Annotated in this window: 21 protein-coding genes and 2 pseudogenes; 11 read left to right on the top strand and 12 right to left on the bottom strand. The window is 73.3% G+C overall.

Going from position 1 to position 22,225, the window contains the following annotated elements; translation table 11 throughout:
• The first annotated feature begins 123 nt into the window (after window positions 1–123).
• Complete coding sequence (locus AC2TEW_RS15620) at window positions 124–534, top strand: hypothetical protein (RefSeq protein ID WP_484623931.1); 411 nt, start codon at window positions 124–126, stop codon at window positions 532–534.
• Between the two features lie 73 nt (window positions 535–607).
• On the opposite strand, the gene AC2TEW_RS15615 is transcribed toward AC2TEW_RS15620, so the two are convergent.
• On the bottom strand, window positions 608–1,432 hold the full coding sequence (locus tag AC2TEW_RS15615) for an alpha/beta fold hydrolase (RefSeq protein ID WP_484623930.1): 825 nt from the start codon (window positions 1,430–1,432) through the stop codon (window positions 608–610).
• A 99-nt stretch (window positions 1,433–1,531) separates the two neighbouring features.
• Between AC2TEW_RS15615 and AC2TEW_RS15610 the strand changes: the two genes are divergently transcribed.
• Window positions 1,532–1,951 carry a winged helix-turn-helix transcriptional regulator gene (locus AC2TEW_RS15610; RefSeq protein WP_484623929.1) on the top strand — a complete coding sequence of 140 codons (420 nt, stop codon included), beginning with the start codon at window positions 1,532–1,534 and terminating at the stop codon, window positions 1,949–1,951.
• A gap of 15 nt (window positions 1,952–1,966) precedes the next feature.
• On the opposite strand, the gene AC2TEW_RS15605 is transcribed toward AC2TEW_RS15610, so the two are convergent.
• Window positions 1,967–2,701 (bottom strand): TetR/AcrR family transcriptional regulator, encoded by a 735-nt coding sequence (locus AC2TEW_RS15605; protein WP_484623928.1) that lies wholly within the window; start codon window positions 2,699–2,701, stop codon window positions 1,967–1,969.
• A 94-nt stretch (window positions 2,702–2,795) separates the two neighbouring features.
• Between AC2TEW_RS15605 and AC2TEW_RS15600 the strand changes: the two genes are divergently transcribed.
• Window positions 2,796–3,881 carry an alpha/beta fold hydrolase gene (locus tag AC2TEW_RS15600; RefSeq protein ID WP_484623927.1) on the top strand — a complete coding sequence of 362 codons (1,086 nt, stop codon included), beginning with the start codon at window positions 2,796–2,798 and terminating at the stop codon, window positions 3,879–3,881.
• A 165-nt stretch (window positions 3,882–4,046) separates the two neighbouring features.
• Complete coding sequence (locus AC2TEW_RS15595) at window positions 4,047–4,544, top strand: cupin domain-containing protein (protein WP_484623926.1); 498 nt, start codon at window positions 4,047–4,049, stop codon at window positions 4,542–4,544.
• A 574-nt stretch (window positions 4,545–5,118) separates the two neighbouring features.
• Here AC2TEW_RS15595 and AC2TEW_RS15590 read toward each other — a convergent pair.
• Window positions 5,119–5,847 (bottom strand): TetR/AcrR family transcriptional regulator, encoded by a 729-nt coding sequence (locus AC2TEW_RS15590; RefSeq protein ID WP_484623925.1) that lies wholly within the window; start codon window positions 5,845–5,847, stop codon window positions 5,119–5,121.
• Between the two features lie 111 nt (window positions 5,848–5,958).
• Between AC2TEW_RS15590 and AC2TEW_RS15585 the strand changes: the two genes are divergently transcribed.
• Window positions 5,959–7,092 (top strand): FAD-dependent oxidoreductase, encoded by a 1,134-nt coding sequence (locus AC2TEW_RS15585; RefSeq protein WP_484623924.1) that lies wholly within the window; start codon window positions 5,959–5,961, stop codon window positions 7,090–7,092.
• Between the two features lie 335 nt (window positions 7,093–7,427).
• Here AC2TEW_RS15585 and AC2TEW_RS15580 read toward each other — a convergent pair whose 3' ends face one another.
• Together AC2TEW_RS15580 and AC2TEW_RS15575 are read right to left on the bottom strand one after the other, a co-directional pair.
• Window positions 7,428–8,072 (bottom strand): putative DNA-mimic protein, encoded by a 645-nt coding sequence (locus AC2TEW_RS15580; RefSeq protein ID WP_484623923.1) that lies wholly within the window; start codon window positions 8,070–8,072, stop codon window positions 7,428–7,430.
• A gap of 321 nt (window positions 8,073–8,393) precedes the next feature.
• Window positions 8,394–9,140 carry a LysM peptidoglycan-binding domain-containing protein gene (locus AC2TEW_RS15575; RefSeq protein ID WP_484623922.1) on the bottom strand — a complete coding sequence of 249 codons (747 nt, stop codon included), beginning with the start codon at window positions 9,138–9,140 and terminating at the stop codon, window positions 8,394–8,396.
• 1,320 nt (window positions 9,141–10,460) lie between these two features.
• Between AC2TEW_RS15575 and AC2TEW_RS15570 the strand changes: the two genes are divergently transcribed.
• Window positions 10,461–10,865, top strand: coding sequence for a nuclear transport factor 2 family protein (locus AC2TEW_RS15570; RefSeq protein WP_484623921.1), 405 nt, complete (start codon window positions 10,461–10,463; stop codon window positions 10,863–10,865).
• A 122-nt stretch (window positions 10,866–10,987) separates the two neighbouring features.
• Window positions 10,988–12,460 carry an FAD-dependent monooxygenase gene (locus AC2TEW_RS15565; RefSeq protein WP_484623920.1) on the top strand — a complete coding sequence of 491 codons (1,473 nt, stop codon included), beginning with the start codon at window positions 10,988–10,990 and terminating at the stop codon, window positions 12,458–12,460.
• Window positions 12,461–12,717: 257 nt separating this feature from the next.
• Here AC2TEW_RS15565 and AC2TEW_RS15560 read toward each other — a convergent pair whose 3' ends face one another.
• Both AC2TEW_RS15560 and AC2TEW_RS15555 read right to left on the bottom strand, forming a co-directional pair.
• On the bottom strand, window positions 12,718–13,542 hold the full coding sequence (locus AC2TEW_RS15560) for a hypothetical protein (RefSeq protein WP_484623919.1): 825 nt from the start codon (window positions 13,540–13,542) through the stop codon (window positions 12,718–12,720).
• 239 nt (window positions 13,543–13,781) lie between these two features.
• A complete protein-coding gene (locus AC2TEW_RS15555) occupies window positions 13,782–14,858 on the bottom strand; it encodes a hypothetical protein (RefSeq protein ID WP_484623918.1) in 1,077 nt (358 codons plus the stop codon).
• Between the two features lie 290 nt (window positions 14,859–15,148).
• On the opposite strand from AC2TEW_RS15555, the gene AC2TEW_RS15550 reads away from it, so the two are divergent.
• Entirely contained in the window at window positions 15,149–15,328 is a 180-nt protein-coding gene (locus AC2TEW_RS15550; protein WP_484623917.1) for a hypothetical protein, read from the top strand.
• A 132-nt stretch (window positions 15,329–15,460) separates the two neighbouring features.
• Here the strand turns inward: AC2TEW_RS15550 and AC2TEW_RS15545 are convergent, their stop codons facing one another.
• Window positions 15,461–16,645, bottom strand: a complete 1,185-nt coding sequence (locus AC2TEW_RS15545) for a hypothetical protein (RefSeq protein WP_484623916.1) — start codon at window positions 16,643–16,645, stop codon at window positions 15,461–15,463.
• Window positions 16,646–17,392: 747 nt separating this feature from the next.
• Between AC2TEW_RS15545 and AC2TEW_RS15540 the strand changes: the two genes are divergently transcribed.
• Together AC2TEW_RS15540 and AC2TEW_RS15535 are read left to right on the top strand one after the other, a co-directional pair.
• Window positions 17,393–17,962: a hypothetical protein gene (locus AC2TEW_RS15540; protein ID WP_484623915.1), complete on the top strand. Its 570-nt coding sequence runs from the start codon at window positions 17,393–17,395 to the stop codon at window positions 17,960–17,962.
• Window positions 17,963–18,390: 428 nt separating this feature from the next.
• Window positions 18,391–18,777 (top strand): annotated as a pseudogene (locus AC2TEW_RS15535) (transposase); the annotation flags it as partial.
• Here AC2TEW_RS15535 and AC2TEW_RS15530 read toward each other — a convergent pair.
• The 3 genes and pseudogenes from AC2TEW_RS15530 to AC2TEW_RS15520 all read right to left on the bottom strand — a co-directional run bounded on the left by AC2TEW_RS15530 (window position 18,742) and on the right by AC2TEW_RS15520 (window position 20,977).
• Window positions 18,742–19,527: a class I SAM-dependent methyltransferase gene (locus AC2TEW_RS15530; RefSeq protein WP_484623914.1), complete on the bottom strand. Its 786-nt coding sequence runs from the start codon at window positions 19,525–19,527 to the stop codon at window positions 18,742–18,744. The pseudogene AC2TEW_RS15535 and the gene AC2TEW_RS15530 sit on opposite strands and share 36 nt — an antisense overlap.
• A gap of 242 nt (window positions 19,528–19,769) precedes the next feature.
• Window positions 19,770–20,006 (bottom strand): annotated as a pseudogene (locus AC2TEW_RS15525) (transposase); the annotation flags it as partial.
• A gap of 53 nt (window positions 20,007–20,059) precedes the next feature.
• The gene (locus AC2TEW_RS15520; RefSeq protein ID WP_484623913.1) at window positions 20,060–20,977 is read right to left on the bottom strand and encodes a hypothetical protein; all 918 of its coding nucleotides are present in this window, start codon (window positions 20,975–20,977) and stop codon (window positions 20,060–20,062) included.
• Window positions 20,978–21,189: 212 nt separating this feature from the next.
• On the opposite strand from AC2TEW_RS15520, the gene AC2TEW_RS15515 reads away from it, so the two are divergent.
• Window positions 21,190–21,576, top strand: a complete 387-nt coding sequence (locus tag AC2TEW_RS15515; protein WP_484623912.1) for a barstar family protein — start codon at window positions 21,190–21,192, stop codon at window positions 21,574–21,576.
• Here AC2TEW_RS15515 and AC2TEW_RS15510 read toward each other — a convergent pair.
• Window positions 21,570–21,743, bottom strand: a complete 174-nt coding sequence (locus AC2TEW_RS15510) for a hypothetical protein (RefSeq protein ID WP_484623911.1) — start codon at window positions 21,741–21,743, stop codon at window positions 21,570–21,572. The two genes, AC2TEW_RS15515 and AC2TEW_RS15510, sit on opposite strands and share 7 nt — an antisense overlap.
• Window positions 21,744–22,225: the final 482 nt, after the last annotated feature.

Below are 22,225 nucleotides of genomic sequence, written 5' to 3'. Positions count from 1 at the left end.
GGGCCGCCCGGGTGGGGCGGGGCGGGGTGCTTCGGTTGCTGCTGTGCGGGGTAGCGAGGGGGTGACGGACCCGCCGCCTGCCATTCGACCGGAGCCCGCGTGCGTCACAGAACCCTTGCAGGGATGATCAGTTGCCTCCTGTTGGCGTCGGCGGCCGGCTGCGCGCCGCCGCACGGAAACGACCCGAACCGCGCCTCGTGCTACTACCAGGTCCGTATCGGCCGCGTCGCCGGCAGTACGGGGGCCACCGTGTTCGCCCGGTGCGACCCATCGCCGTCGGCCTTCAGCATGGCGCTGGAACTGCAGTACGCCCCGCCGGTCCCGTTCCAGGACGAGTGGCACACCAAGGCGACCAGCGCACCCGACACCCGTATCCCCGACACCAACGGCCTGACCTACAGCGTCGTCAACACCATCTGCCTGATCGGCGTCTGGCGCGTCGTCGCGCACGCGAAGGGCACCAACCCCGACGGCACCGACATGGGGCCGATCTCGCTCGGGAACGACCCACGGCACCCGGAGTTCTGCCAGTGAGAACCCCGCCCCGGCCGGTCCGACTCCTTGCAGTGCAGGAGATGCGTCGGCACCCGCCCCGGGCGCCTGTTCGTCATGATCGTGCCTCCGCCGACTCGACGTGCTGCGCCACCAGTGCCGCAAAGTCTTCGGGCGCGTCGATCGGAAGGATGTGGCCGGCGTCGGGCAGCAGTCTGGCCGTCAAGTTCGCCGTAAAGGGCGCGATTTGGCGTGCGGTGACGTCGCCGACCGCGGCTCCGCCGATGGTGAGCACCGGAAGTGTGAACACATTCCGCGTCACCCACGAGGCGATCCAGTCCGCGTTCGCGGGCATCGCGCGGTAGTGCTCGAACGCGGCCCGCAAGGACTCCCGCCCGCGGTACGCCTCGACGATCCGGGCGGTCAGCGCCTCCGGGAGCCCGCGGCGGCTCCCGCCGTCGAGGAAGAACCGGATGTAGCGGTCCTCCCGTCCCTCCAGGAGGTCCTCGGCGAACCCGCCGGGCGCCGAGTGGAGGCCGAACCACCAGGGCGCGCCGTTCGCCGTGAAGGATTCGGCGCCGGGCAGAGTGCCGATCATCGCCTCACTCAGCGTCAGGCTGGACACCCGGTGCGCGTGCGCGGCGGCCAACGCGAACGCCGGTGCGGTGCCGAGGTCGATGCCGACGACGTGCGCCTGGTCGATGTCGAGCGCGTCGAGGACCCCGACCAGGTCCCCGGCGAGCTCGGTCGCGAGGTAACCGCCGGCCGCTCGGTCGCTGTCGCCCAGTCCGCGCAGATCCGGCGCGACGACACGAAGCCCGGCCGCCGTCAGCAGGGGCGCGACGTCCGACCAGATCGCCCGTGTGTGCGGAAACCCGTGCAGCAGCAGGACCGCGGGGCCCTCACCCGCCACCTCGACCGCGAAGCGGACGTCGTTCACCGCGACGTACCGCGCTCGGGCGTCCGCCAGGTAGGAACTCAGCATCGTTCATCTCATCCACTCGGTTACCATCGGATACCAGGCGAACATAGGAGACCGATGGTGGACGTTCAAGGAGGCACTTCCCGGAACCCTGGTCACCCCGAGGTGGCCCCCCACCGCGGTGACCTCTTCGACGCGGCCTGCCCCACCAGGCAACTGCTCGACCGGGTCGGCACGAAATGGACGACGATGCTCGTCCTGACCCTCGACCGGACCGGTGGCGAACTCCGTTTCGCCGAGCTCAAGCGCGCCATGGCCGGGGTCTCCCAGAAGATGCTGACGCAGACCCTGAGGTCGCTCGAGCGGGACGGCCTCGTCACCCGCCGCGTCGAGCCGTCCGTTCCCCCGCGGGTGTTCTACGGGCTCACCGCGCGGGGAGAGTCGCTGGCGCGGCCCCTGGCGCAGTTGCGGGAGTGGGCAGAGGTGCACATGCCCGAGATTCGGCTCGATCAGGACGCTTTCGACCGTTCACGCTGAGCGCAGGGCCGGTTCTCAGGGGTGGTCGATCAGGTGGGCGACGCCGTCCAGGATGCGGTTGAGGCCGAAGTCGAGCGGGTCGCCGCCCTGGGGGGCGAAGGCGCCGGCCGCGATGGCGGCGGCGAGTGCGGGGTAGCGGTGCCCGTGGCGTTCCAGCACCTCGCCGGCGAGCCGGTTCCACTCCGCGTCGCCTTCCTCGTCCGCATGGACGAGCTGCTGGGCGAGGCTCCGGATGTGGCCGATGACCAGGAGGACGGTGTCGTGCTGCTGCGCCGCCGTGAGCCCGGCCGGGGCGAGGGCGGCCAGCGCGGAGTCCAGCCAGGCGAGCTGGTTGGGGCCCATGAGCTGGCGCCGCATGGCGGTGGCGGTCAGGATCCACGGGTGGCGGCGGTAGAGCGCCCAGCACTGGCGGGCCCATTCGGTGAGCCCGGCGCGCCACCCGTCCGCCTCGGCGACGGCTTCGGAGGGGGTGCCGAGCGCCGTGTCGACCATCAGGTCGACCAGTTCCGCCTTGCCGGGGATGTACCGGTACAGCGCCATGGTGGTGACGCCCAGGTCGGCGGCGACGCGCTGCATGGAGACCGCGTCCAGGCCCTCCGCGTCGGCGATGGTGCCGGCGCCGGCCACGATGCGTTCGGCGGTCAGTGACGGCTTCGGGCCGCGCCGCGGCTGCCCCTGCTCTCCCCACAGCAGCGCCAGGCTCGCCTTCGGGTCGCGCGTGTTCTCCTTGCCCGCCCTGCTCCCGGCCATGCGGTGTCCCCGTTCGGTGCGTTGACGGTCACTCAGGAACTGTGTATAACATAAACGAAATTGCGTAACCGATACACAGTTCAGGGGAGCAACCGTGATCAGCGCCGTTCTCATCGCCTCCGCCGTCACCCTCGCCGCGCCGGTCGCCGGCGTCCTCGGCCACCGCAGGCTCAAGCAGGCCGCAGGCGCCCGGGTGATGCGGATCGACACGCCCGACGGCATCGACGAACAGGGCTTCGTGCGCATCGGGGGGATCGAGCAGTGGATCTCGGTCCGCGGCGAGGACCGCGGCAACCCGGTCGTGCTGGAGATCCACGGCGGGCCCGGCGCCTCCAACGCCATTTACGGACCGCGCACCCGGGCCTGGGAGAAGCACTTCACGATCGTCCGCTGGGACATGCGCGGCACCGGCAAGACCCTCCGCCGCTCCGGCGCCGACCACCAGGGCGAACTCGGCTTCGCCCGGGTGTACGAGGACGCCCTCGAGGTCACCCACCACGTGCGCGCCAGGCTCGGCGTCGACCGGGTCGTCCTGGTCGCCAACTCCTTCGGCACCACCTTCGGGCTGCGCCTGGCCCGCCGGCACCCCGACCTGTACTCCGCCTACGTCGGCACCGACCAGAACATCCACGACGCCGGCCGCGACGACACCGCCCACCGCGCACTTCTCGCCCGGCTGCGCGCCGCCGGCAAGCGCAAGGACCTCGCCGTCGTCGAGGCGCTCGGCACCGACGCGCGGAGCTGGACCGCCGAACAGCACGGCGCCTACGCCAGGGTCGCCGCGACCAGCGACCCGCTGACCCTCTCCACCATGAAGTCCGTGGTCATGAAGTCGCTCTGGTTCTCACCCCTGCACTCGCTCGGCGAGCTCGGCGCCCTCGGCAAGGGCATGAAGCTGTCCGAGCAGATCCTCCCCGCCACCGCCGGGTTGGACGACTGGGCCGACGGCACCGGCTTCGACCTGCCGTTCTTCATCTTCCAGGGCGACCGGGACGTCCTCACGCCCACCGACCGCGCCAAGCGCTTCTTCGACGACGTGCAGGCCCCGGTCAAGGAGTTCGCCCTGATCGGGGACGCGAGCCACTTCGCCTCCTTCCGCCACCCCGAACAGTTCCTGCACCTCATGCTGGCCAAGGTCCGCCCCCTGGTCGCCGACCACCACCGGGCCGAAGCCCGGTGACGGCGCCGGAGGCGATGGCCCGGCCCCCGCCGGCCCGGGGCAATTGGCCCATGATTATCCATCAGGAATGAACCATCTCATGGGCCTTTTCACGTCGTAGAGTTGTGATCACAAGGCCGGGAGGGAACCCTGACGCGGCCGATGAACAGGGGAGACGCAGAACCGATGAACACCGACACGCCCAAGCCCATCCTGACCCGTGCCGCCGAGGCGGAGACGACCAGCGACCCGAGCAGCACGATGACCCTGCTGGCCGACTGCGGCACCGACGGCAGCCCGATCACCAGCTACCGCTCCACGTTCGCCAAGGGCGCGGTCGGGGCCCCGGCCCACTTCCACACCCGGGCCTCGGAGCTGTTCTTCGTCATCGGCGGCGCGCTCCAGGTGCTGGTGGACGACGAGGTGAAGACGCTGCACGAGGGCGACTTCCTGCTCGTCCCGCCGCACACCCCGCACGCCTTCGCCGCAGCGCCCGGCGCCACGGCTGACGTGCTGTTCACCTTCACGCCCGGCATGCCGCGCTTCGACTACCTGCGCCTGCTCGGCCGGGTGATGCGCGGGGAGGCGAGCCCGCAGGAGATCAAGGACTCCTCCGAGCTGTACGACAACCACTACGTCGACAGCCCGCTCTGGCGCGCCACTCTGGAGGCCGCCGCCGAGTAGGCCCGGCTCGGCGGCGAGGACCCGGACGCCGGCGCTTCGCCTGCCGACGCGGCCCGCGCCGCCGTGCAAGCCGCCTGCGGCCGGCGGCGCCGCCGCCGACGCGGGCGGGCAGCCCGGTCAGGACGTGGCGGCGGACCGCGCGCGGGGGCGAACTCGCCTGGTACCTGGCCGAAGTGACCCGCGGCCACCTCGTGGACGGCGAGTCGTCCCGGGGGGAGAGGCCGGCCCGCCGACCCGACCCGCCCCCTACGGCCGGCGGACTCGTCGGACCGGCCGACCACCGCACACCCCGACGTCCGCCGACCGCTGCGCCTCCGCCGCGGTCGGCTGTGCGGAACAGGCCCGGATGCGCGCTTCCACCGCCGAGGGTGCGAAGAAACGGGCCCGCGCCTGCGGCGCTCTTGCCGGTAAGAGCGCCGCAGAAGCCCAGGTGGCCGCGGTCGAAGCCTCGCCCATCGTCCGCGAGCAGGTGCAGGACGGTCGGGCTGCGGGAGGCGCCGGAGCTCCGGATCGCCGCCGTGGCCTCGAGGGGCTGGCGGGTGACGGTGGGCGCCCGGGTGGGGTTGGCGGATGGTCAGGGCCGGGTCGGGAGGTTGGCCTCCCAGCCGTCGAGGAGTCGTTCGAGTCCCAGCTCGAACCCGCGCTCGGCGCTGTCGGCCGCGTGGGGGAGCTCGGCGTCACGGATGACCCGGGCGAGGAGTGGGTGGTGCCCGTTCTCGATGACGGCGTCGAGGTAGGGAGCGTGGGCGTCCATCCACTGCCGGCTGCTCACTCCGGAGCGTCGGACGGCTTCCTGCTGGGCGAGTTCGCCGGTGGCGTAGCCGCGCACGAAGGCCTGCACCGTGTCGACGATGGTGATCATGACGTCGATGTCGAAGCCGAGGGGATCGAGGGCGGCAAGGGCGCGTTCGATGGCGTCGAGGGAGTTCGGTCCGAGCGATGGGCGCCCCGCTGCGAGGGAGGTCATCCAGGGGTGCCGGTGGAAGGCGGCCCGGGAGCGACGGGCCAGGTTCCGCAGGTCGCTGCGCCAGTCGCCGGTGGGGGCGGGCGGGCTGCCGTCTTCGGCGACCACGGCGTCGAGCATGAGGTCGAGCAGGTCGTCCTTGGACGTCAGGTAGCGGTACAGCGAGGCGGTACCCGTTCCCAGTTCCTTGGCGACGCGCCGCATGGACAGCGCCTCGATGCCCTCGGCGTCGGCGATCGCGATGGCTGCGCCGGTGATCTCCGCCCGGGTGCGTGACGGCGCGGGGCCTTTCGCGGCCCGCTCCGGCCGGTTCCAGATCACGGTGTGAACCTCGTCCATCGGCTTTCCCTCCTCACTACTGCGCCCAGTGTTCGCAGTAATGCTATCGTGGCCCGGCACTGCGAACGCTGTATCCGAGTAGCGCGGTGTCCAGGCGAAAGGGAAACCACCATGACCACTCCCGTCACGATCATCGGCGCCGGGCTCGGCGGCCTGACCCTCGCGCGGGTCCTGCACCTGCACGGCGTCCCCGCGACCGTCTACGAGGCCGAGCCGTCCGCGGACGCCCGCACCCAGGGCGGTCAGCTCGACATCCACGAGTACAACGGGCAGCTCGCCCTCGAAGCCGCCGGCCTCACCGACGAGTTCCGCGCGATCGTCCACGAAGGCGGCCAGGCCCTGCGCGTGCTCGACCGGCACGGCGCGGTCCTGCTCGACCGGCCCGACGACGGCACGGGCGGTCGCCCGGAGGTGCTCCGCGGAGACCTGCGCCGGATCCTGATCGGCTCGCTGCCCGACGGGATGATCCGGTGGGGACACCGGCTCACCGCAGTCCGCCCGCTCGGGGACGGGAGGCACGAGCTGGCCTTCGCCGACGGGCAGACCGTCACGACCCGCCTCCTGGTCGGCGCGGACGGTGCCTGGTCGCGGATCCGGCCGCTGCTCTCCGACGCGCAGCCCGAGTACGTCGGCACGTCGTTCGTCGAGACCTACCTGTACGACGCCGACCGGCGCCACCCCGCAGCGGCCGAGGCCGCCGGGGACGGTTCCCTGTTCGCCGTCACGGCCGGCAAGGGGATCCTCGGCCACCGGGAGGCCGACGCCGTCCTTCACGCCTACGTCGCCCTCGACAAGCCGAAGGACTGGATAGCCGCCATCCTCGCCGCGCCCGACACGGCGGCGGCCCGGGTCGCGGCGGAATTCGCCGGGTGGGCGCCCGAACTCACCGCACTCATCACCGACGGGGAGACGGCCCTCGCCCCGCGCCCGATCCACGCCCTGCCGATCGGCCACCGCTGGGACCGCGTTCCCGGCGTGACGCTGCTGGGCGACGCCGCCCACCTCATGTCACCGTTCGCCGGGGAGGGCGCCAACCTCGCCATGTTCGACGGCGCCGAACTCGGCAAAGCCATCGCCGCACACCCCGACGACGTCGAAGCCGCCCTCGCGGAGTACGAGCAGGCCCTCTTCCCCCGCAGCGCCCGGTTCGCCGCCGAATCCGACCGCAACCACCGGCTGATCTTCGGCGACAACGCCCCCACCGGCCTGCTCGGGCTGCTCGCCGGCCAGGAGCCGACCGGGTGAGCGAGACCGCCGCAGCGCATGAGGTGCCCGCGGGCCATCCGGTCCCGCCCGACGTCGGCGCGGCAGCCCCGGCCGCCGACGGCCCGAGCGGCAGCCCCACGCGGTGCCCGGTTCGCGGTTGTCGTTCCCGGGCCGGGGGCGGCTCGCCGACGCGGCGTCCGATCGCGGGGTCACCGAGCGGGCGCCGTTGCGGGCGGGCCGCCAGATCCAGCCGTCCGCTTGGTTCGCCGGGCCGGTGTCCCTCGACCGTCCCGCCGTAGCTGTGGTCGGTGGGGCTTGTGGGGATGGCGTGGTGCGTGGGGTGGGAGGGCGGGTAGCGGCGCTGCGGTCGGGCGTCAGTGGAAGACGATGGCGTGGCCGCCGGCCAGGCTCGCCCGGCAGGCGCGGTGGAGCTGGTGCCAGATGCGCTTCTCCGCGACGAACGGGTCGCCGGATCGCAGCTGGGCCAGGGCGGACTCCTCGGCGGCCAGGAGGGTGCCGGTGGTGTCGAGGTGGATGCCGAGCGGCGGTGCGAGGCGGACCAGTTCGGTCAGCAGGCGCCGGCTGGAGCCGACCAGGCCGTGGCCGTCGACGCCCGCGTGCGGCGCGAGGTGGAGCGGATCGCCGAGGTCGACCGGCAGGTAGTAGCCCGAGGCGTCCGCGTGGCAGAGGAGGTGGGAGGTGAGCTTGGCCGTCTCGTCGTCGATCTTCCGGCGGTCGCGGTCGTACTGCGCGGCGTCGGTCTCCAGCGCGCAGGTGATCGGCTCACCGCGTTCGGCCAGGACGAAGGCGCGGCGCAGATGGGTCAGATGGTCGTACGGGAAGCCCGCCATGACGGCGGGGACGATGGGCGGGTCGCTGATCTCCGGCTCCTGCCAGTCGATGCCGACGGCTGCGAGCGCTGCGGTGAGACGCGCGAACGCGCCGCGGTGGTAGGCGAGTCCCTCGGCGTCGTGGCGGGCCTGGTCGTCCAGCAGCCCCACGGTGATGGAAAGTCCCATGGCTGCTGAGGGTAGCGAGCGCCGGTGACAGCGTCGGGCGGCGGTCCTTGCGGAGGTCCGCGGGAGGTGTCCGCCGCTGCCGTGTGTGATGTCGGCGGTGGTGGTCTGCGGTGCGGTGGTGGGCGGGCAGCTCGTGTGCGCGGCGCCGGCGGTGCTCCATGTCACCGTCCTGCGGACGATGGCCCGTGCTGGGCGGTGTCTTCCGTCCCGCCTCGCAGGGGCGGGCCCGCGCTCCGGAGGCGGTGCGGGCGGGGCCGGTCGCGCCGTGTGCGGGAGCCGGCCACGCCCCGCAGGGGTGGCCGGCCGTGGTCCGGCCGTGGGTCAGAGGTCCAGGACCTGGTCCGGGAAGATCAGGTCGGGGTCGGCGCCGATGGTCCGGATGTTCCTCGTGTACAGGCTGCGCTGGTCGGTGCGGAACTTGGCCGCGATCTCGCTCAGGGTGTCGCCGCTCCTGACGGTGTAGGTGCCGGTGGGGGCGCCGTTGTGCGGGGAGTCGACCGGGGCGGACGGGGTCGGCGGGGTGGGAGTCCGCGCCGGTCGGGTGGCATCGGCGGGGGCCGGTTGGGGCTTGCGTGCCGGGCGAGCCTGGGCGGGACGGGACTCGGGGGTGGCCGGCCCGGCCTTGGTGGCGGTGTCGACCTGGGCCGGCGCGCCGCCCCGGGTCAGACCGGCCTTCCTGGAACAGACCGGCCAGGCACCGGGGCCCTGCGAGGCGAGCACCCTCTCGGCGACGGCGATCTGCTGCGCCCTGGTGGCCCGGTTGGCCTGCGGGGCGTACGCGGTGCCGCCGTACGCGCGCCAGGTGCCGGCGGTGAACTGCAGGCCGCCGTAGAAGCCGTTGCCGGTGTTGATCGACCAGTTGCTGCCGCTCTCGCACCGGGCGACGGCGTCCCAGGTCGAGGCGGAGGCGGCCGAGGCCGAGGAGGCCGGGAGGAGTCCGGTCACCGGCAGCGCGGCGACGGCGGCGCCGGCGACGACGGCCGTGCGGACGCGGTTGCGCCTGGTGGTGGCCTTGGCGGTGGCCTTGATGGAGGTGGTGGCAGCGGCGGTGTCGTGGTCGGAAGTCATGAACGTCCTCTCGACAGAGCCCCCGGGCGGGCACGGGGAACCAGGCCCCGGTGGGGCCCGCACTCCGCTCGCCTGACTCGCCGGGCGGCCGGGCACGTGTCCGACGTGCCGTGCCGCCCCGGTCGCCCCCGCTCGCCGCCGACCCGTTCCGAAACTCGGCCGGCCGGCGGGCACGGCCCTCGCACCGGGGGTCGGCCGGCGGGCCGTGCATCGGGTGAAACCCGGGTGGTGCTCGTTGCACCGCCCAAGAAACTACGGGTGGTTGCGGTCAGTCATCAAGCAACTCCCTTATCCCGCAGGTCAGTTGACCATTACCGGCGGTAAGGGCCGGGAAGTAGGGCCCGGTATGAGCGCTTTTGGGTGGGTTTTCGTGATCGAAAAGGCCGTCGATGCGCCCCCGATCACGCCAATGCCCCGGCGAAGCCGCCACCGGGCTCCGTCCGAGGCGGTTGTCATGTGACGATCCGTCACCGGATCGGCCGGAGTTCCCGGTTCCGGCGACCGTCCTGGTGGCATGGGCCGCACCAGCCACAGCCGTCACCGATGAGGCGAGGGTCGGTCGCGCAGTGTGATGTCCCGCCGGCCCGTGCCCGGCGCAGTGGACCGGCCACCGCGCCGTCGGTGAGAGGCGCACGCCGATCGGTACCCGTGCCCCCGCAGGGAGCTGGCGCCACGTCGGCCGGGATGCGCACACCCCGGCGGCGAACGGGGCCCAGCTGCCACCCGGCTCACGCCGGCCCCTTCGGTCACCCGGTGCGGCGGAGTGCGGTTGCGTCGACGGGTCGACCGCCGTCGGGCCTGTGAGCAGCAGGAACGTCCCCAAGGCGGCTCGCCCCGAGCCCCGGCCGGACCCATCCCGGACCGGTCCCGGATCCGTCCCCGGTTCCGCGGCGGCCGTTCCGCCGACCCGGCCGGGCGCGGGTGTCGGCGCCTTCGAGGGCGCATTCGAGAGCGCCTTCGGGGGCGCCGGGCCGCCGCGGCCTGCTGCGGTCCGCGCGCCGGGGCCACCGCCCGGAGGCGCCGCGGCCGTCCGCGCCCGCGGCTCCCGCTCGGCGGGTGCCGGGTGGGGGATGCCGATGAAGGCGACCGCGTACGCCGTGCCCATCGCCGCGCACCACCCCGGGCGCCCCGCCTCCACCATCAGCCCCCCCGGTCGTGCGAGCGCGGCCCGGCCGTTGACGGCGACGGCGCGTTCTCCATCGCGCGGTGTGGCGTGCGGCCGGCGAATAGCGTGCGCGGGGCACGCAAACTGTAGTACGGTGCATGTGCGTGCTCGGAGCACGCACTCTCCGTCGAAGCCTGAACACCAAGGGGACCGTCATGACCACCGCCAGCACCCGCGCCGACGTCCGCACCGCCCTCACCGACCTGCTGCTCACCCCGGGCCTGCCCCTGGAGGAGGCCGCCGAGCGGCACTTCGCCCCCGACTACCGCCAGCGCACCGACGGCGAGTGGGCCGACCGCACCGAGTTCCTCGCCCACATCGCCCACCTGCGCACCGTCGTCGCCGGCGGCTCCGTCGAGGTCCACGACGAGCTCACCGACGGCGACCGCTACGCCGACCGCCACACCATGACCGTCACCAAGACCGACGGCTCCACCGTCCGCATGGAGGTCTACCTCTTCGCCGAGTACGCCCCCGACGGCCGCTTCCGCCGCATCGAGGAGACCACCCTCATGCTCGAGGGCACCGACGCCGACCGCGACCTCGGCAGCGCCCGCTGAACCCCAGCACATTCGGCCTACCTGGCTCACCCGGCCCACCCGGCGCCCCGATGCGCCGGGACAGGGCCATCGCCGCGCCGCCGTGACGGCGCATCGTCCCAAAGCGAGAGGAAGTGGTTGTCATGCTCGATGTGCTCATCGCCGGGGCCGGCCCGGTGGGGCTCTGGCTGGCCGCGGAGTTGCGCCTGTACGGGGTGGAGGTGACCGTCGTCGAACGCCGGGCGGTACCGGACGGACGGTCGCGCGCGGTCGGCATGCAGGCCGGCACCCTGGACACGTTCGCCACCCGCGGCCTCGCGGAGCGGTTCATCGAACGCGGCACACCGGTGCCGACCGGTCACTTCGGCGCGGCGACCACCCGGCTGGACTTCGCCACGGTCGGGGCGGTGCACCCGTACATGCTGGCGCTCGGTCAGTCCGTCACCGAACAGCTCCTCGAGGAGCACGCACGCGCCGTGGGCGCCCGGGTACTGCGCGGGGAGGAGGTCGTCTCGCTCACCCAGGGCCCGGACGACGTCGAGGCGGTGATCCGGGCCGGCGGCACCCACCGGACCGTGCGGGCCCGCTGGGTGGTGGGCTGCGACGGCACCCGCAGCGCGGTGCGGCGGGCGGCCGGCATCGACTTCCCCGGTCAGGACACCACGATGACCGGGTGGCTCGCCGACGTCGAACTGGACGACCCGCCCACGGGACCGCTCGCCGCCACCGGGCCGGCCGGTTCGTTCCTGGTCGCCCCGATCGGCGACGGCGTCCACCGGCTGGCGGGCCTTTCCACGGCCACCCTGCACCGTGGCGCCGGCGAACCGCTGACCCTGGAGGAGGTGCGCGAGCAGACCCGCGCGCTGCTGGGACGGGACCTGGGCATCCGGAACCCCCGGTGGCTGTCGCGCTACGGCAACGCCACCCGGCAGGCGACGCGGTACCGGGCCGGACGGGTCCTGGTGGCCGGGGACGCGGCGCACATGTTCTTCCCCGCCGGTGGGCAGGGCATGAACCTCGGCATCCAGGACGCCGCGAACCTGGGCTGGAAGCTGGCCGCCACCCTCCAGGGCCGGGCGCCCGACGGCTTGCTCGACAGCTACGACACGGAGCGCCGGCCGGCCGCCCGCGCCGTCATCGACAACACCCGTGCGCAGCTGGCCCTGTTCGCGGCGGCGAGCCCGGAGCAGATCGCGCTGCGCGAGGTCTGGTCCGCCGCACTGGCCGAACCGCGGACCAACCGGCAGTGGGCCCGACGGATCGCCGGCTTCGACGACCCGCTCCCCGCCGGCACCGCACCCGACGCGCACCCGCTGACCGGCACACGGTTGGCCGGACTCGCCCTGGACGCGGCCGACGCGCCCACCCCCCACCCACTGATGCATCACGGCCGGCCGCTGCTGCTGGACCTCGGCGGGACACGGACGCCCTGCTCCGATCCCGGCCTGGACCACCGGACGGCGGTGGTCGACGCCGAGACCTCGCACCCGGTCTGGCGGGACGTCACCGCCGTCCTGATCCGGCCGGACGCCCGGATCGCCTGGGCCGCCACCGACACCGACCCGCAGCGCCGCGCGGGGGACTTCCGCGCGGCCCTGCGCACCCTGTGCCGCTGACCGCGCCGCCCGGTGAGCCCACCCGCCGGCCCCGCCCGGGCGTCCACTGCCGCGGTGGACGCCCGGGCGGGACGAGCAGTGGCCCCGTCCCGGCGGCGTCCGGTGGTCGCCACCCACACAGATCCGCCACCGCGGTGGTGCGGGCCGGAGGTTCGACCGGCATCCGGCGGCCGTGTGCGGGTGCCCCGGAGCGAACCCGGTCTCCAACGGGCCGGGGGAACGCAGCCCGTGTTCCCCCGGCCCGGGGTCCGTCGCGGTCAGATGGTGGTGAGCTTGGCCTTGAACTGGGTGTAGTCGATGACGTTGTCGGCGGGCGGGGCCTGGACGGTGAGGGGCTTGTCGAAGTCGGTGAAGTTCATCTCGCCGGGCTCCGCGCCGAAGTGGCTGATCCTGACGAGGTAGGGCTTGCCGTCGGTGGCGACGTAGCCGGTGTTCGTGGAGCCCTCGTCGGTGGACACGACGCTGAAGGTGCTGTGGCCGTTCACGGTGGCGGTGGTGCCCTTGACGGCGTCGTCGTCGGTGTCCTGGTTGTCGGTCATCGACTTGACGATGTCGCACATCGCGGCGAGTCCGGCGAGCGAGGGGTCGTCCTTGGCGCCGCTCAGGTAGCGGCCCTTGAACATCTCGGCGGCCAGCTCCCCGGCGTGCGGGTCGCCCTTGCCCGCGGCGATGGTCTTCCAGAACGCGGCGTCAGGCCGCAGGAAGCTGGCACCGCCGGTGTGGATGATCTCGATCTGGCCCATGCCCGCCACACCGATGGTGCCCTGGCAGTTGCCCTTGGTGTCGGTCGCCAGGTCCAGGGTCATCTTCTTGCCGGCCGCCACCAGGTTCCCGGAGATCCTGACCGACGACAGCGACGCCATCGCGTCGTGGGCCTGCTTCTCGATCTCGGCCGCGGTCAGCTTGTCGGTGTCCAGCCGCCCGGCCGCGCCCGCACCCGTGCTCCCGGAGGCACTGGGGGAGACGGCGGCCGCGTCGGCGGAGCCGGCCTGGGACCGGTCCCGGGCGCAGCCGCCCGCCCCCAGGACCAGGGCGCAGCAGACGGCGGCGGTGGCGATGGCGGCGGGACGCTTGGGGAACATCTGTGTGATTCCTTCTGTGGGACCGGCACGGGAAGGCGCCAATATGGGTCCGGACGGGGCACTCCCGCCTCGGATTTCTTCGCCGGTTCCCGCCCTGTGGGAACCGGCAGGGCCGCCGCCGACTTTCGAGCCGCCCCGGCGAACTCGGGCGGTCTCCGTGGTCAAGACGGGCCGTCACATCCCGGGGCAAGAACCGCAGGCCAGTTCGGTGTCGCGGTTCCCGCCCCGGGCGGGCCGGGTCAGGACGTGCCGTGGGCCGCGCCGGCCGGCGAGGTACGGGCCAGCCAGGTGCGCGTCTCGTCGTCGCCGAGGACGCGGGTCAGTTCGGCGCTGCCGGGCAGCAGCGGGAAGAAGCGGTCGGCGTTCCAGGTGCGCGGGTACAGCGGCTCGTCCAGCACGAGCAGACGCCGGCCCTCCACCACGGGGATGTCGTCGGGCAGCCCCTCGTTCCAGATCCGCTCCCCGTCCGGCGCGAGGAGTTCGAAGGCCCCGGCGGCGATGGTACTGCTGCGTCCCTGGGCGGGTCCGGGGTCGGTGGCCAGGCGGACGCTCTCCGTCGACGGCGGGGTGCCGGGCAGGTGGCCGCCGCCGACGAGGACGTGGGCGAGCAGGGTGTGCAGCTGGAAGTTGTCGCCGATGCCGCCGATGCGGACCTCGTAGCCGGTCCCGGTGGGGCGGTGCAGCACCACGAGCGGCTCGTCGTCCAGGACCGCCAGCGCGTGCGCGAGACACGTGAGATCGTGCCGCCCGAGGGCCGCCAGCTCGCGGCACAGGGGCAGGAGCGCGGCCGCGTGGCGGCGGCGGACCTCGGCGCTGCGGCACAGGACGGCGAGCGCGGGCGGCTGCCACCGTTCGACGGAGCACCAGGCCAGGGCGAGCCGCAGGGCCTCGCCCGGCTCCACGCCCAGGCGCTGCGTCAGCGCGTCGTCGATGATCTGCGCGTCCGGCTCCGGGAGTTCGTCCCCCGTGCCGCCGACGCTGCAGCGGCGGGCGAACTCCAGCGCGTCGGCCAGGTCCTGGCGGGTGCCGTCGAGGATCGGCTGCGCGCAGGCGGCGGGGTCGGCGCCGCGTTCCACGCAGAAGCCGGCCGCCGTCGCCAGCAGCGGCCGCGGGCCGGTGGGCGGAAAGGCCGGGATCAGTGCGGCCAGCCGGGGGCCGGCCGGGGCGCGTTCGGCATCCGGCGCCGCCTGCACGGCACGCATCGCGGCGTTGAAGGCACGTTCGGTGCGGGCACCGTCGCGGGCGTCCACAGCCTGTTCCAGCTCGGCCAGCGCGGGTGCCAGGGCCTGGCCCTTCGGTTTCCTCCGGAAGATCATCGGCACACCTTATGACCTGGGTCCGACAGGAGGCACCGGGACCCCGGCCGCATCACCCTGCACGCGACCACGGACCCGCTGCGCGAGGTCGGAGCCGGCACGGTGGACCTGCCCGCCCGCGTCGAGAGCCGCCGCCCCTCGGGCACCGGCGGCCCGGACCGTGCTGCCCACCGGGCATTTCCCGAGGGTCGCTGACCGCATGCCCGTACCCGGCGCGCAGGTGGGCCCGGCGACGGCCGCCCGGCGCGAGCCCGTGAGCACCGCGGAGCGCCCGGCGGGCGCGGCCGCCCATGCGGCCCTGGCTGCGCGAGCAGCGCAACACCCTCGCCCCGCCCGCGGGAACGCCGCCCGTCCCGCTCTCGGCCCCGGAGCCGCAGCACGCCGACAGCGCGACCCGGGACTGCCGCGACGGTCCCCCCCCCCGGGCCCAGGCCCAGGCCCAGGCCCGGCTGACGGCCACCCGGCGGTGACAGGGCGGGCCCGCCCGGCACAGGGACACCCGTGCCGAGCCGGCCTCCGCCTGGCGCCCGCCGAGGACAGGACGCACACACCTCACCGCGCCGGGCGCCGCCCGTGCACCCGCCGCGTCCCCTGTGGAACGGTCAGCCCGCGGCCTGGGCCGGGACCGTGGCGGCGGTGTACAGGCCGCGTCCGGTCCGCTGCGCCTGCCCGGCCTTGGCGAGGCGCTCCAGGCGGGTGCGGACGGCGTTGACGTTGGAATCGCTGCCGTCCAGGCCGAGCAGGCCGGCGACCTCGCGGGCCCGCAGCGGGCCCGAAGCGTCGGCCAGGACCGCGAGGACATCGGCCGGGTCGGTCAGCCCCGGCCGGCGGCCCTTCGCGCCCGAGGCCGAGGCCGGGGCCGGGGCCGGGCTGTCGGCTGGTCCGGCCTGCGCGGGCACCACTGCGCTCGTTGAACGGGCCGCCGGGGACACGCTGTCCTCCGGAGCCCGCTTGGCGGTGGTCTTCTTGCCGCTGGTCTTCTTGGCGGTGGCCCTCTTCGTGGTGGTCTTCTTCGTGGTGGTCGCGGTGCGGGCCGGGGCTGCCTGTTCGCCGGCCGCCACGACTGTCGTGCGGCCTGTCCTACTCGCGGCCTTGACGGCGTTGACGGTTTTCACGGCCTGCGCGGCTTCCGGGGAGGTCTTTGCGGTCTTCTTCGCCGTGCGTCCGGTGGCTGCCCGGGCGGGGGCCTTCGGCGTCGTGGCCGCGGCGGCCGGTGCCGGGTCCTGCTGCGGTGCGGGCGAGGTGGCGGTCATTCCGGCCGCCTTCACCGCGGGTGCGGCGGCGCGGCTCTTGGCCCGTGTCCTGCGGGTGGCGGCAGCTGCGGCCGGTGCCGCGTCCGGCGTCGCCGCAGCCGCCGGTGCCCCGGCCCGGGCGCGCTTGGCGGCGGCCGTGGCCTTGCGTGTGGCGCCACGCCCACGGGCGGGCTCGGCCGCGCCAGTCCCGGGCGCGGGCGTGGTTGCCGTCCCGGCAGACTCGTCGTCGGCGGCGTGTGCCGGTGCGTCAGCGGTGCCGCGGTCGGCGGTGTCGGCCTGGGCTTCCGACGGCGCTGTCACCGCCGCCGCTTCCGGTGCGGCGAGGGCGGGTTCGCCGTCGTGGTCGACGGGAGTGCCGGCCAGCGCTGCGAGGCCCTCCAGCACGCCGACCATGGCGCTCTCCTGCGCGATGACGGCCGCGAGCTGCTCCTCGAGCTCGCGGCGGCGCTCGCGTACGGCGGGTAGCTTCGCCTCCAGCAAAGCCACCGTCGATCCCACACCGCTGTCCGTGCCGAACGTGCTGGGGTTTGCCACAACCACTCCCACCGGATCGTCAGTTACCGCTCGTAACAGCCGAATGTACGGCCCTCACCCGCGGATACCCGGTGCTTTGTCGGAAATTCCCACCCATCGGGCGGCTCGGACCACCGCCGCACGCGCGGTACGGCCGGTTGGTCTCCCGCTGTGCGGCGCGGACGGCGGGCCTGCGGCGCCGGTCGGCGCGCTCGGGGCGGGGGTCAGCGGGCGCTCCGGACGGGGCCGCGCGGGGCGTGTACGTCGAGGTGGATGACGTTGCCGACTTCCAGGGCCCGGCGGGTGCGCGCGACGGCGCAGCACCGCTCGGCCCGGCCGGTTTCCCTTCCGGGCCGCCCCGCCTCGCGGGCGCCGCGCGGTGTCGTGAGCCGGGGCGGTGTGGTCGTGGCCGGCTGCGCCGGCGGCCGCGGCGATCCGACAGACGGGACAGCCCGGCCGTTTGCGGCCGGACCAGAGGCCGGGCGGAGCCGACACACCGCCCGGCGGCCGGTGGGGTGAGCGCTTCGGGGTACCGGCACGGTTGCGGCGCCGCCGCGCGGGGCGCGCAGTCCCCGGGGACGGGGGGACGGGTGGAGAGGTCAACCGGCGTCGTCGGGCGGTGGTACGGGGCGTAGGACCGGCGCAGCCCTACCGAGCGCAAGTGTCGGCGGGCTCGGGTACTTTGACGGCCTGTCCACGGCAGCACCGAGCGCTGCCCAAGAGGGGGTTCTCGTGCGTTCTCATCTTCGTCCCCGTGTGCTGACGCCCGTGCTGGCCGCCGTCACCGTGCTTGTGCTGGCCGCCTGTTCCGGCACCGGCACCCCGTCGACCGACGGCCCCGCCGCGAGCGTGACCCCCCAGCCGACCGGCACGCCGTCGGACGTCGCCACGGTCCCCGCCACCGGCACGCCGTCGACCGACGCCACACCGGTCGCCGCCCAGGTCGTCCTCTGGTACGGAACCGGCGGGGTTGCCAAGCTCGATGCCCTGATCCGCTCCGTCGCGGAGGTCCAGACGGATCATGCCAACGGTCGCGGTGTCATCGACCTGAGCCATGCGTATCAGGGTGTGCGCGAGGCCGGGCAGTACAGCCCGATACCCGACCCGCAGACCCAGGCCGTCTGGTCGAGCGCCTTGCAGCACCTCGGTGCCGGCATGGACAGCGTCAGGCGCGTCTCGGTCCTCAACCCCGGTCCGACCTTGGCCCCCGAGCAGGCCAAGGAGGTGGAAGCCCGTGGGTGGGAAGAGTTCGGCACGGGCATCGCGGAGCTGAAGGACGTCGACTCGCGGCTGCGGGCGTTCGGCTGCCTGCGGGACAGCGACCCGTGGGGCGCGTAAGCCCCCCGGGGACGCCGCAGGCGCCCACCGGGCCACGTCCGGGTGCAGGTGAGGACGCTCTCACCGGGCGGCTTCGACCAGCCGTGCCGCTGCCCCGTGCCGCTGCCCCGCGCCGCTGCCCCGCGCGGCGGCCGTGGTGGCGGTGGCGGCAGGCCTGATGGCGAGAGCACAGTCTGAACGGATCGCGCGCGGCGAGCTTGCTCCAGGCCGGTACCGGGCACGTGCCCATCCCGCGCTGCGGAGGCCCGGGGAAGCCGGTCGCGGCCAGCAGACCGGTCCCTGTTGCCCGGCCGCGCGTCTGCGCCGGCCGGGCTGGGGGCGTGCGGTACGGTCGCTGCCCGGGGCGGGACGTCCACACTGGTCCCGTCGCCGGTTCCGGCCGGGCCGCACCCCCCGACGGCCCGGCCCCACCGGGCAGCTCCACGAGCCAGCTCTACGGCCACATCAAGAAGACCAAGAACCGCTCCAAGTTCATGGAGTTCTGCCGCTACCTGCGCTCCCTGCACCCCGTCGGGAAGCGCATCGCGATCGTCTGTGACAACTACTCGCCGCACCTGACCACGAAGTGGTGCCGCCGGGTCGCGGACCGGGCCGAGGCCAACAACGTCGAGATCGCCTACACCCCGACCAACTCCTCCTGGCTGAACCGGATCGAGGCCCAGTTCACCGCCCTGCGATACTTCACCCCCGACGGCACCGACCACGCCAGCCACGAGGAACAGGGCAGCATGATCCGCCGCTACATCATCTGGCGGAACAAGCACGCCCAGGACGATCGCCTACGCGAAGTCGTCACCAGGGCGAACGTCGCCTGAGGCAGCCGCACTCCGACGGAACAACGCGGTCCACAGGAAGGTCACGCCGAACAGTGGCGAGTCAGGGGACTCCTCCCGCATGCGGCGCAGTTCCACCTCGACCAGGTCGGAGAAGATCCAGCGCAGTGCTTCGGGCGTGTAGGCGAGGCCACCCTGCAGACTGCGCCGGCGGTAGAGGTCTGCGTCGGCGAGCTCCGACCCCATGCCTTGCTCGCCGGCTGCGAAGCTGGTGAGTGCGAGATGGCCGCCGGGGGCCAGGACGCGGTCGAGAAGAGCCAGGTAGCTGACCCGGCGGTGGGGCGGCAGGTGGTGGAAGCACCCTGAGTCGACGACCAGGTCGTATGGGCCGGGCAACTCGGCGGCAGGGAGGGCGAAAGCGTCACCGCACAGGAAACGGACGTCGAGGCCGGCCTCGTGAGCCCGGTCCTCGCCCCAGGCGACGGCCACCGGGGAGAGGTCAACGGCGTCCACCTCGAAGCCACGCGAGGCGAGGTAGAGGGCATTGCGGCCCGCCCCACACCCCAAGTCCAGGGCCCGGCCGGGAGCGATCAGACCCCGGTCGAGGTAGGCGGCCAGGTTCTCGTCCGGCTTCGACACGAAGAACGGGACCGGCCTTGACCGGTCGGCGTAGAAGCGATCCCAGAAGTCCTTGCCGTCACCCGTCGCCAAGCGACCGGCCTCGGATTCAGATGCGAAGAGCCCGTCCAAGAGCGTGAGAACGTCCTCGACGGTGCGTACGGTCCGGTCCATCCGGCCCCCCTTTCGACCGGGGTCGATCATAGGAGCGAGGATGGCAAAAGACCAGGTCAGGCCGCATATGATGACACCCGGAACGGGCTGCTGCGAGCCCCGGAGGACACCGGCAAGCAACCCACTCCAGACCCCGACCCCGCGTCCGCCCAGCCGTCCGTCAGGAGCCAGGACGGGGCCATCCAGGGCTCCGGCGAGAACACTATTTTGACGAGTTTTCCAGCGGTGCCACAGGGCGAACGTTGTCTGATGCGGCGCTGGGTACCGTCGGCCGACCAGAGCCGATGGCGCTCGTAGAGCGCATTCCACGGCCCGAACCGCTCCGGCAGGTCGCGCCAGTGCATCCCGGTCCGCACCCGGTGCGGAATCCCGTTGATCACCTGCCGGTGGTGCCGCCACCGGCCACAACGCCTGTTGCTGACCGGCAGGAACGGCCGAAGCCGTTCCCGCTCGGCGTCTGTCGGACCACCCCGCCCCATGCCCGAACCAACGGCCAGGGAAGACGAAAGTCACATGATCGGCCGGACAGCTCCTAGCGGAGCCACGGGTACGCCTCTGCGCGCTCCTGGTTGACCCGCTCCAGCACCTCGGTCTCTTCCCGGAGCAGTGCCAGCGCATCGGCGTGTTCCCACTCCCGGGTGCGGGGGGCGATGGCGAGGTCACCGGCGAGCAGTTGCCGTACGACGGCGACGATGTCGTCGGGGTGGGCGAACAGCGGCAGCGGCAGCGGTTCGTGCAGTTCCCAGCCCGCCCCGGACCAGATGTCCAGGGGGCCGTGGGCCCAGCCCTCCCGGTCGTTCGCCCAGTTCAGTTCCACGCCGTGCTTGTATTGCCACCGCGTGGCGGGAACGGCGGCGACCGGCGGGTGGCCGTCGGCGAGCGGGTCCGGGTCGCGGGCCGCGAAGGGGAAGTACAGGCCCTCCTGCTCCGCCTCGATCGGGTCGACCTGTGCCGCGGTCAGCGCCGCGTGGACGGCGCGGCGGTACTGCTCCAGCACGTACTGTTCGGCCCGGCGCAATTCGGCGGCCAGAAAGTCGCCGAGCCGAACGGGCGGCCATGCCGGCCGGCGGGGCGCGCCGCCGATGGCGGGCGGTGCGTGGGGGTCCGGTTCGAGGCCGTACTCCAGGGCCACCAGTCCTCGGCGGACCGTCAGCCGGGCCTGCCGGTCGTCCTCCGCCGCAGCGTCCGCCAACGGCCGCAGGTCGTCCTCCGGCTGCTCCGGGTCGAGGGTGTCCAGGTAGAGATCGAGTACGACCTCGTCCGGCAACCGCGCGCCCGCCCGCCAGTCCCGTACCTCCGATTCCAGTCGGCCGAGCCGCGGCTCCACCGCGTCCACCAGGGTGGCGGGAATCCCGGCGATCAACATCCGCAGCGAACCGATCCGCTTCCCGTAGTACTCCTCGACCACGGCCCGTACGGCTTCGACCTCGACCGACCGCTGCTCCGTCATGCGCTCGAACCTCTCAACAGGATGGACGTGCACTGCGTCCGCCATGCTGCTCTGCCGCTGCTTGGCACTGCACCCCGTTTTCCACCCGGCCGGGCCCGGGTCGACCGAGTCGCCGTCGGCGGTCCGCCCGCTGACGGTCAGGCCGCGCACGGCGGGTTCACGGTGGAGGCGGTCCGCGCTGGTGCAGGCCTCGTGGACGTATCCTGCGGATCATGACGGAGACATACGTGCTGGACGGAACCAGCGTCAGAACGCTGGAGGACTTCTGGCGACTCATCGGTGAGGCCGTCAACGGGCCCGGCGGCTACTTCGGCAAGAACCTCGACGCGTTCGCCGACTGCCTCAGCGGGGGCTTCGGGCAGCCCGACGACGATGACTACCTCATCGAGTGGCACGACCACACGGCGTCCCGTGAGTATCTGGGATATCCGGAGACGGCCCGCCAGTTGGAACTTCGTCTCGCACGATGCCATCCCACGAATCGTCCGGCTGTCAGTGAGGAACTGGCCGCGGCTCGTGACGGGCGCGGGTCCACCGTCTTCGACTGGCTGGTCGAGATCTTCGAGGAACGCGCCCCAGGAGTCCTTCGGCTTCAGTGACCTGGCAATGTCGACGCCTCACCGTGCCGGCCGGCCGGCAGGCAGGTCGCGTCGACGTGGTCGGCAAGGTAGATGAGTGCGGCCTGCGCGTCCAAGCCGAAGGAGGCGGCGACGAGCTTGGGGTCATGGGTGTTTACCAGGTCGACGAGGCGGGTGCTGCGGATCATCCGAAGAGGGAAACCGAATTCGTCAAGGACATGGGAGAGATAGGTAGTTGAGGTGGGTCTTCGCCCCGCCTTCGTTCCTTTGGTGACCGTGACGTGGGGGTTGCCGGTCCGCCGGTCCGCTCGGTGGGCCATGCACCGCTGCAGCACGGTCCAGGACACCGGGTCGACGGGAACGGGATGGGGCCGCTTGCCGAGCCGCACTCTGTTGATACCGGCCGGGCCGCAGGAGGACACGGTGCGTGTCAACGGCCATTGGTCGGGGGTTCTCGCCGCGGGCCTTCTCCAGAGCGACTGCCCGCCGCCTGCTGCCGCGCCCACCGTGCTGCGCCCGCCCGGCGGCCACTCGCTGTGCCCGCCCGCCCCGATTGCGTCGGTGCGAGGGGCGAGGCACGGTGGAAGTACCGCGCTCGTACGGCCCGCGGCGGAGCATGACGCAACGCCAGCGCCTGTGGCCGCCGTCGGCCCCCCGGTGAAGAGGTGAA

The sequence above is a fragment of the Kitasatospora sp. NEAU-CNBT7 genome (genome assembly GCF_057220535.1).
This window is presented reverse-complemented; position numbering and strand designations above follow the sequence as displayed.

What these genes read in the sequence shown, in the direction of transcription:
- AC2TEW_RS15620 (WP_484623931.1), top strand. Translation starts at nt 124, where the DNA reads ATGATCAGTTGCCTCCTGTTGGCGTCGGCGGCCGGCTGCGCGCCGCCG.
- AC2TEW_RS15610 (WP_484623929.1), top strand. Translation starts at nt 1,532, where the DNA reads ATGGTGGACGTTCAAGGAGGCACTTCCCGGAACCCTGGTCACCCCGAG.
- AC2TEW_RS15605 (WP_484623928.1), bottom strand. Translation starts at nt 2,701, where the DNA reads ATGGCCGGGAGCAGGGCGGGCAAGGAGAACACGCGCGACCCGAAGGCG.
- AC2TEW_RS15595 (WP_484623926.1), top strand. Translation starts at nt 4,047, where the DNA reads ATGAACACCGACACGCCCAAGCCCATCCTGACCCGTGCCGCCGAGGCG.
- AC2TEW_RS15590 (WP_484623925.1), bottom strand. Translation starts at nt 5,847, where the DNA reads ATGGACGAGGTTCACACCGTGATCTGGAACCGGCCGGAGCGGGCCGCG.
- AC2TEW_RS15585 (WP_484623924.1), top strand. Translation starts at nt 5,959, where the DNA reads ATGACCACTCCCGTCACGATCATCGGCGCCGGGCTCGGCGGCCTGACC.
- AC2TEW_RS15580 (WP_484623923.1), bottom strand. Translation starts at nt 8,072, where the DNA reads ATGGGACTTTCCATCACCGTGGGGCTGCTGGACGACCAGGCCCGCCAC.
- AC2TEW_RS15575 (WP_484623922.1), bottom strand. Translation starts at nt 9,140, where the DNA reads ATGACTTCCGACCACGACACCGCCGCTGCCACCACCTCCATCAAGGCC.
- AC2TEW_RS15570 (WP_484623921.1), top strand. Translation starts at nt 10,461, where the DNA reads ATGACCACCGCCAGCACCCGCGCCGACGTCCGCACCGCCCTCACCGAC.
- AC2TEW_RS15565 (WP_484623920.1), top strand. Translation starts at nt 10,988, where the DNA reads ATGCTCGATGTGCTCATCGCCGGGGCCGGCCCGGTGGGGCTCTGGCTG.
- AC2TEW_RS15560 (WP_484623919.1), bottom strand. Translation starts at nt 13,542, where the DNA reads ATGTTCCCCAAGCGTCCCGCCGCCATCGCCACCGCCGCCGTCTGCTGC.
- AC2TEW_RS15555 (WP_484623918.1), bottom strand. Translation starts at nt 14,858, where the DNA reads ATGATCTTCCGGAGGAAACCGAAGGGCCAGGCCCTGGCACCCGCGCTG.
- AC2TEW_RS15550 (WP_484623917.1), top strand. Translation starts at nt 15,149, where the DNA reads ATGCGGCCCTGGCTGCGCGAGCAGCGCAACACCCTCGCCCCGCCCGCG.
- AC2TEW_RS15530 (WP_484623914.1), bottom strand. Translation starts at nt 19,527, where the DNA reads ATGGACCGGACCGTACGCACCGTCGAGGACGTTCTCACGCTCTTGGAC.
- AC2TEW_RS15520 (WP_484623913.1), bottom strand. Translation starts at nt 20,977, where the DNA reads ATGACGGAGCAGCGGTCGGTCGAGGTCGAAGCCGTACGGGCCGTGGTC.
- AC2TEW_RS15515 (WP_484623912.1), top strand. Translation starts at nt 21,190, where the DNA reads ATGACGGAGACATACGTGCTGGACGGAACCAGCGTCAGAACGCTGGAG.
- AC2TEW_RS15510 (WP_484623911.1), bottom strand. Translation starts at nt 21,743, where the DNA reads ATGATCCGCAGCACCCGCCTCGTCGACCTGGTAAACACCCATGACCCC.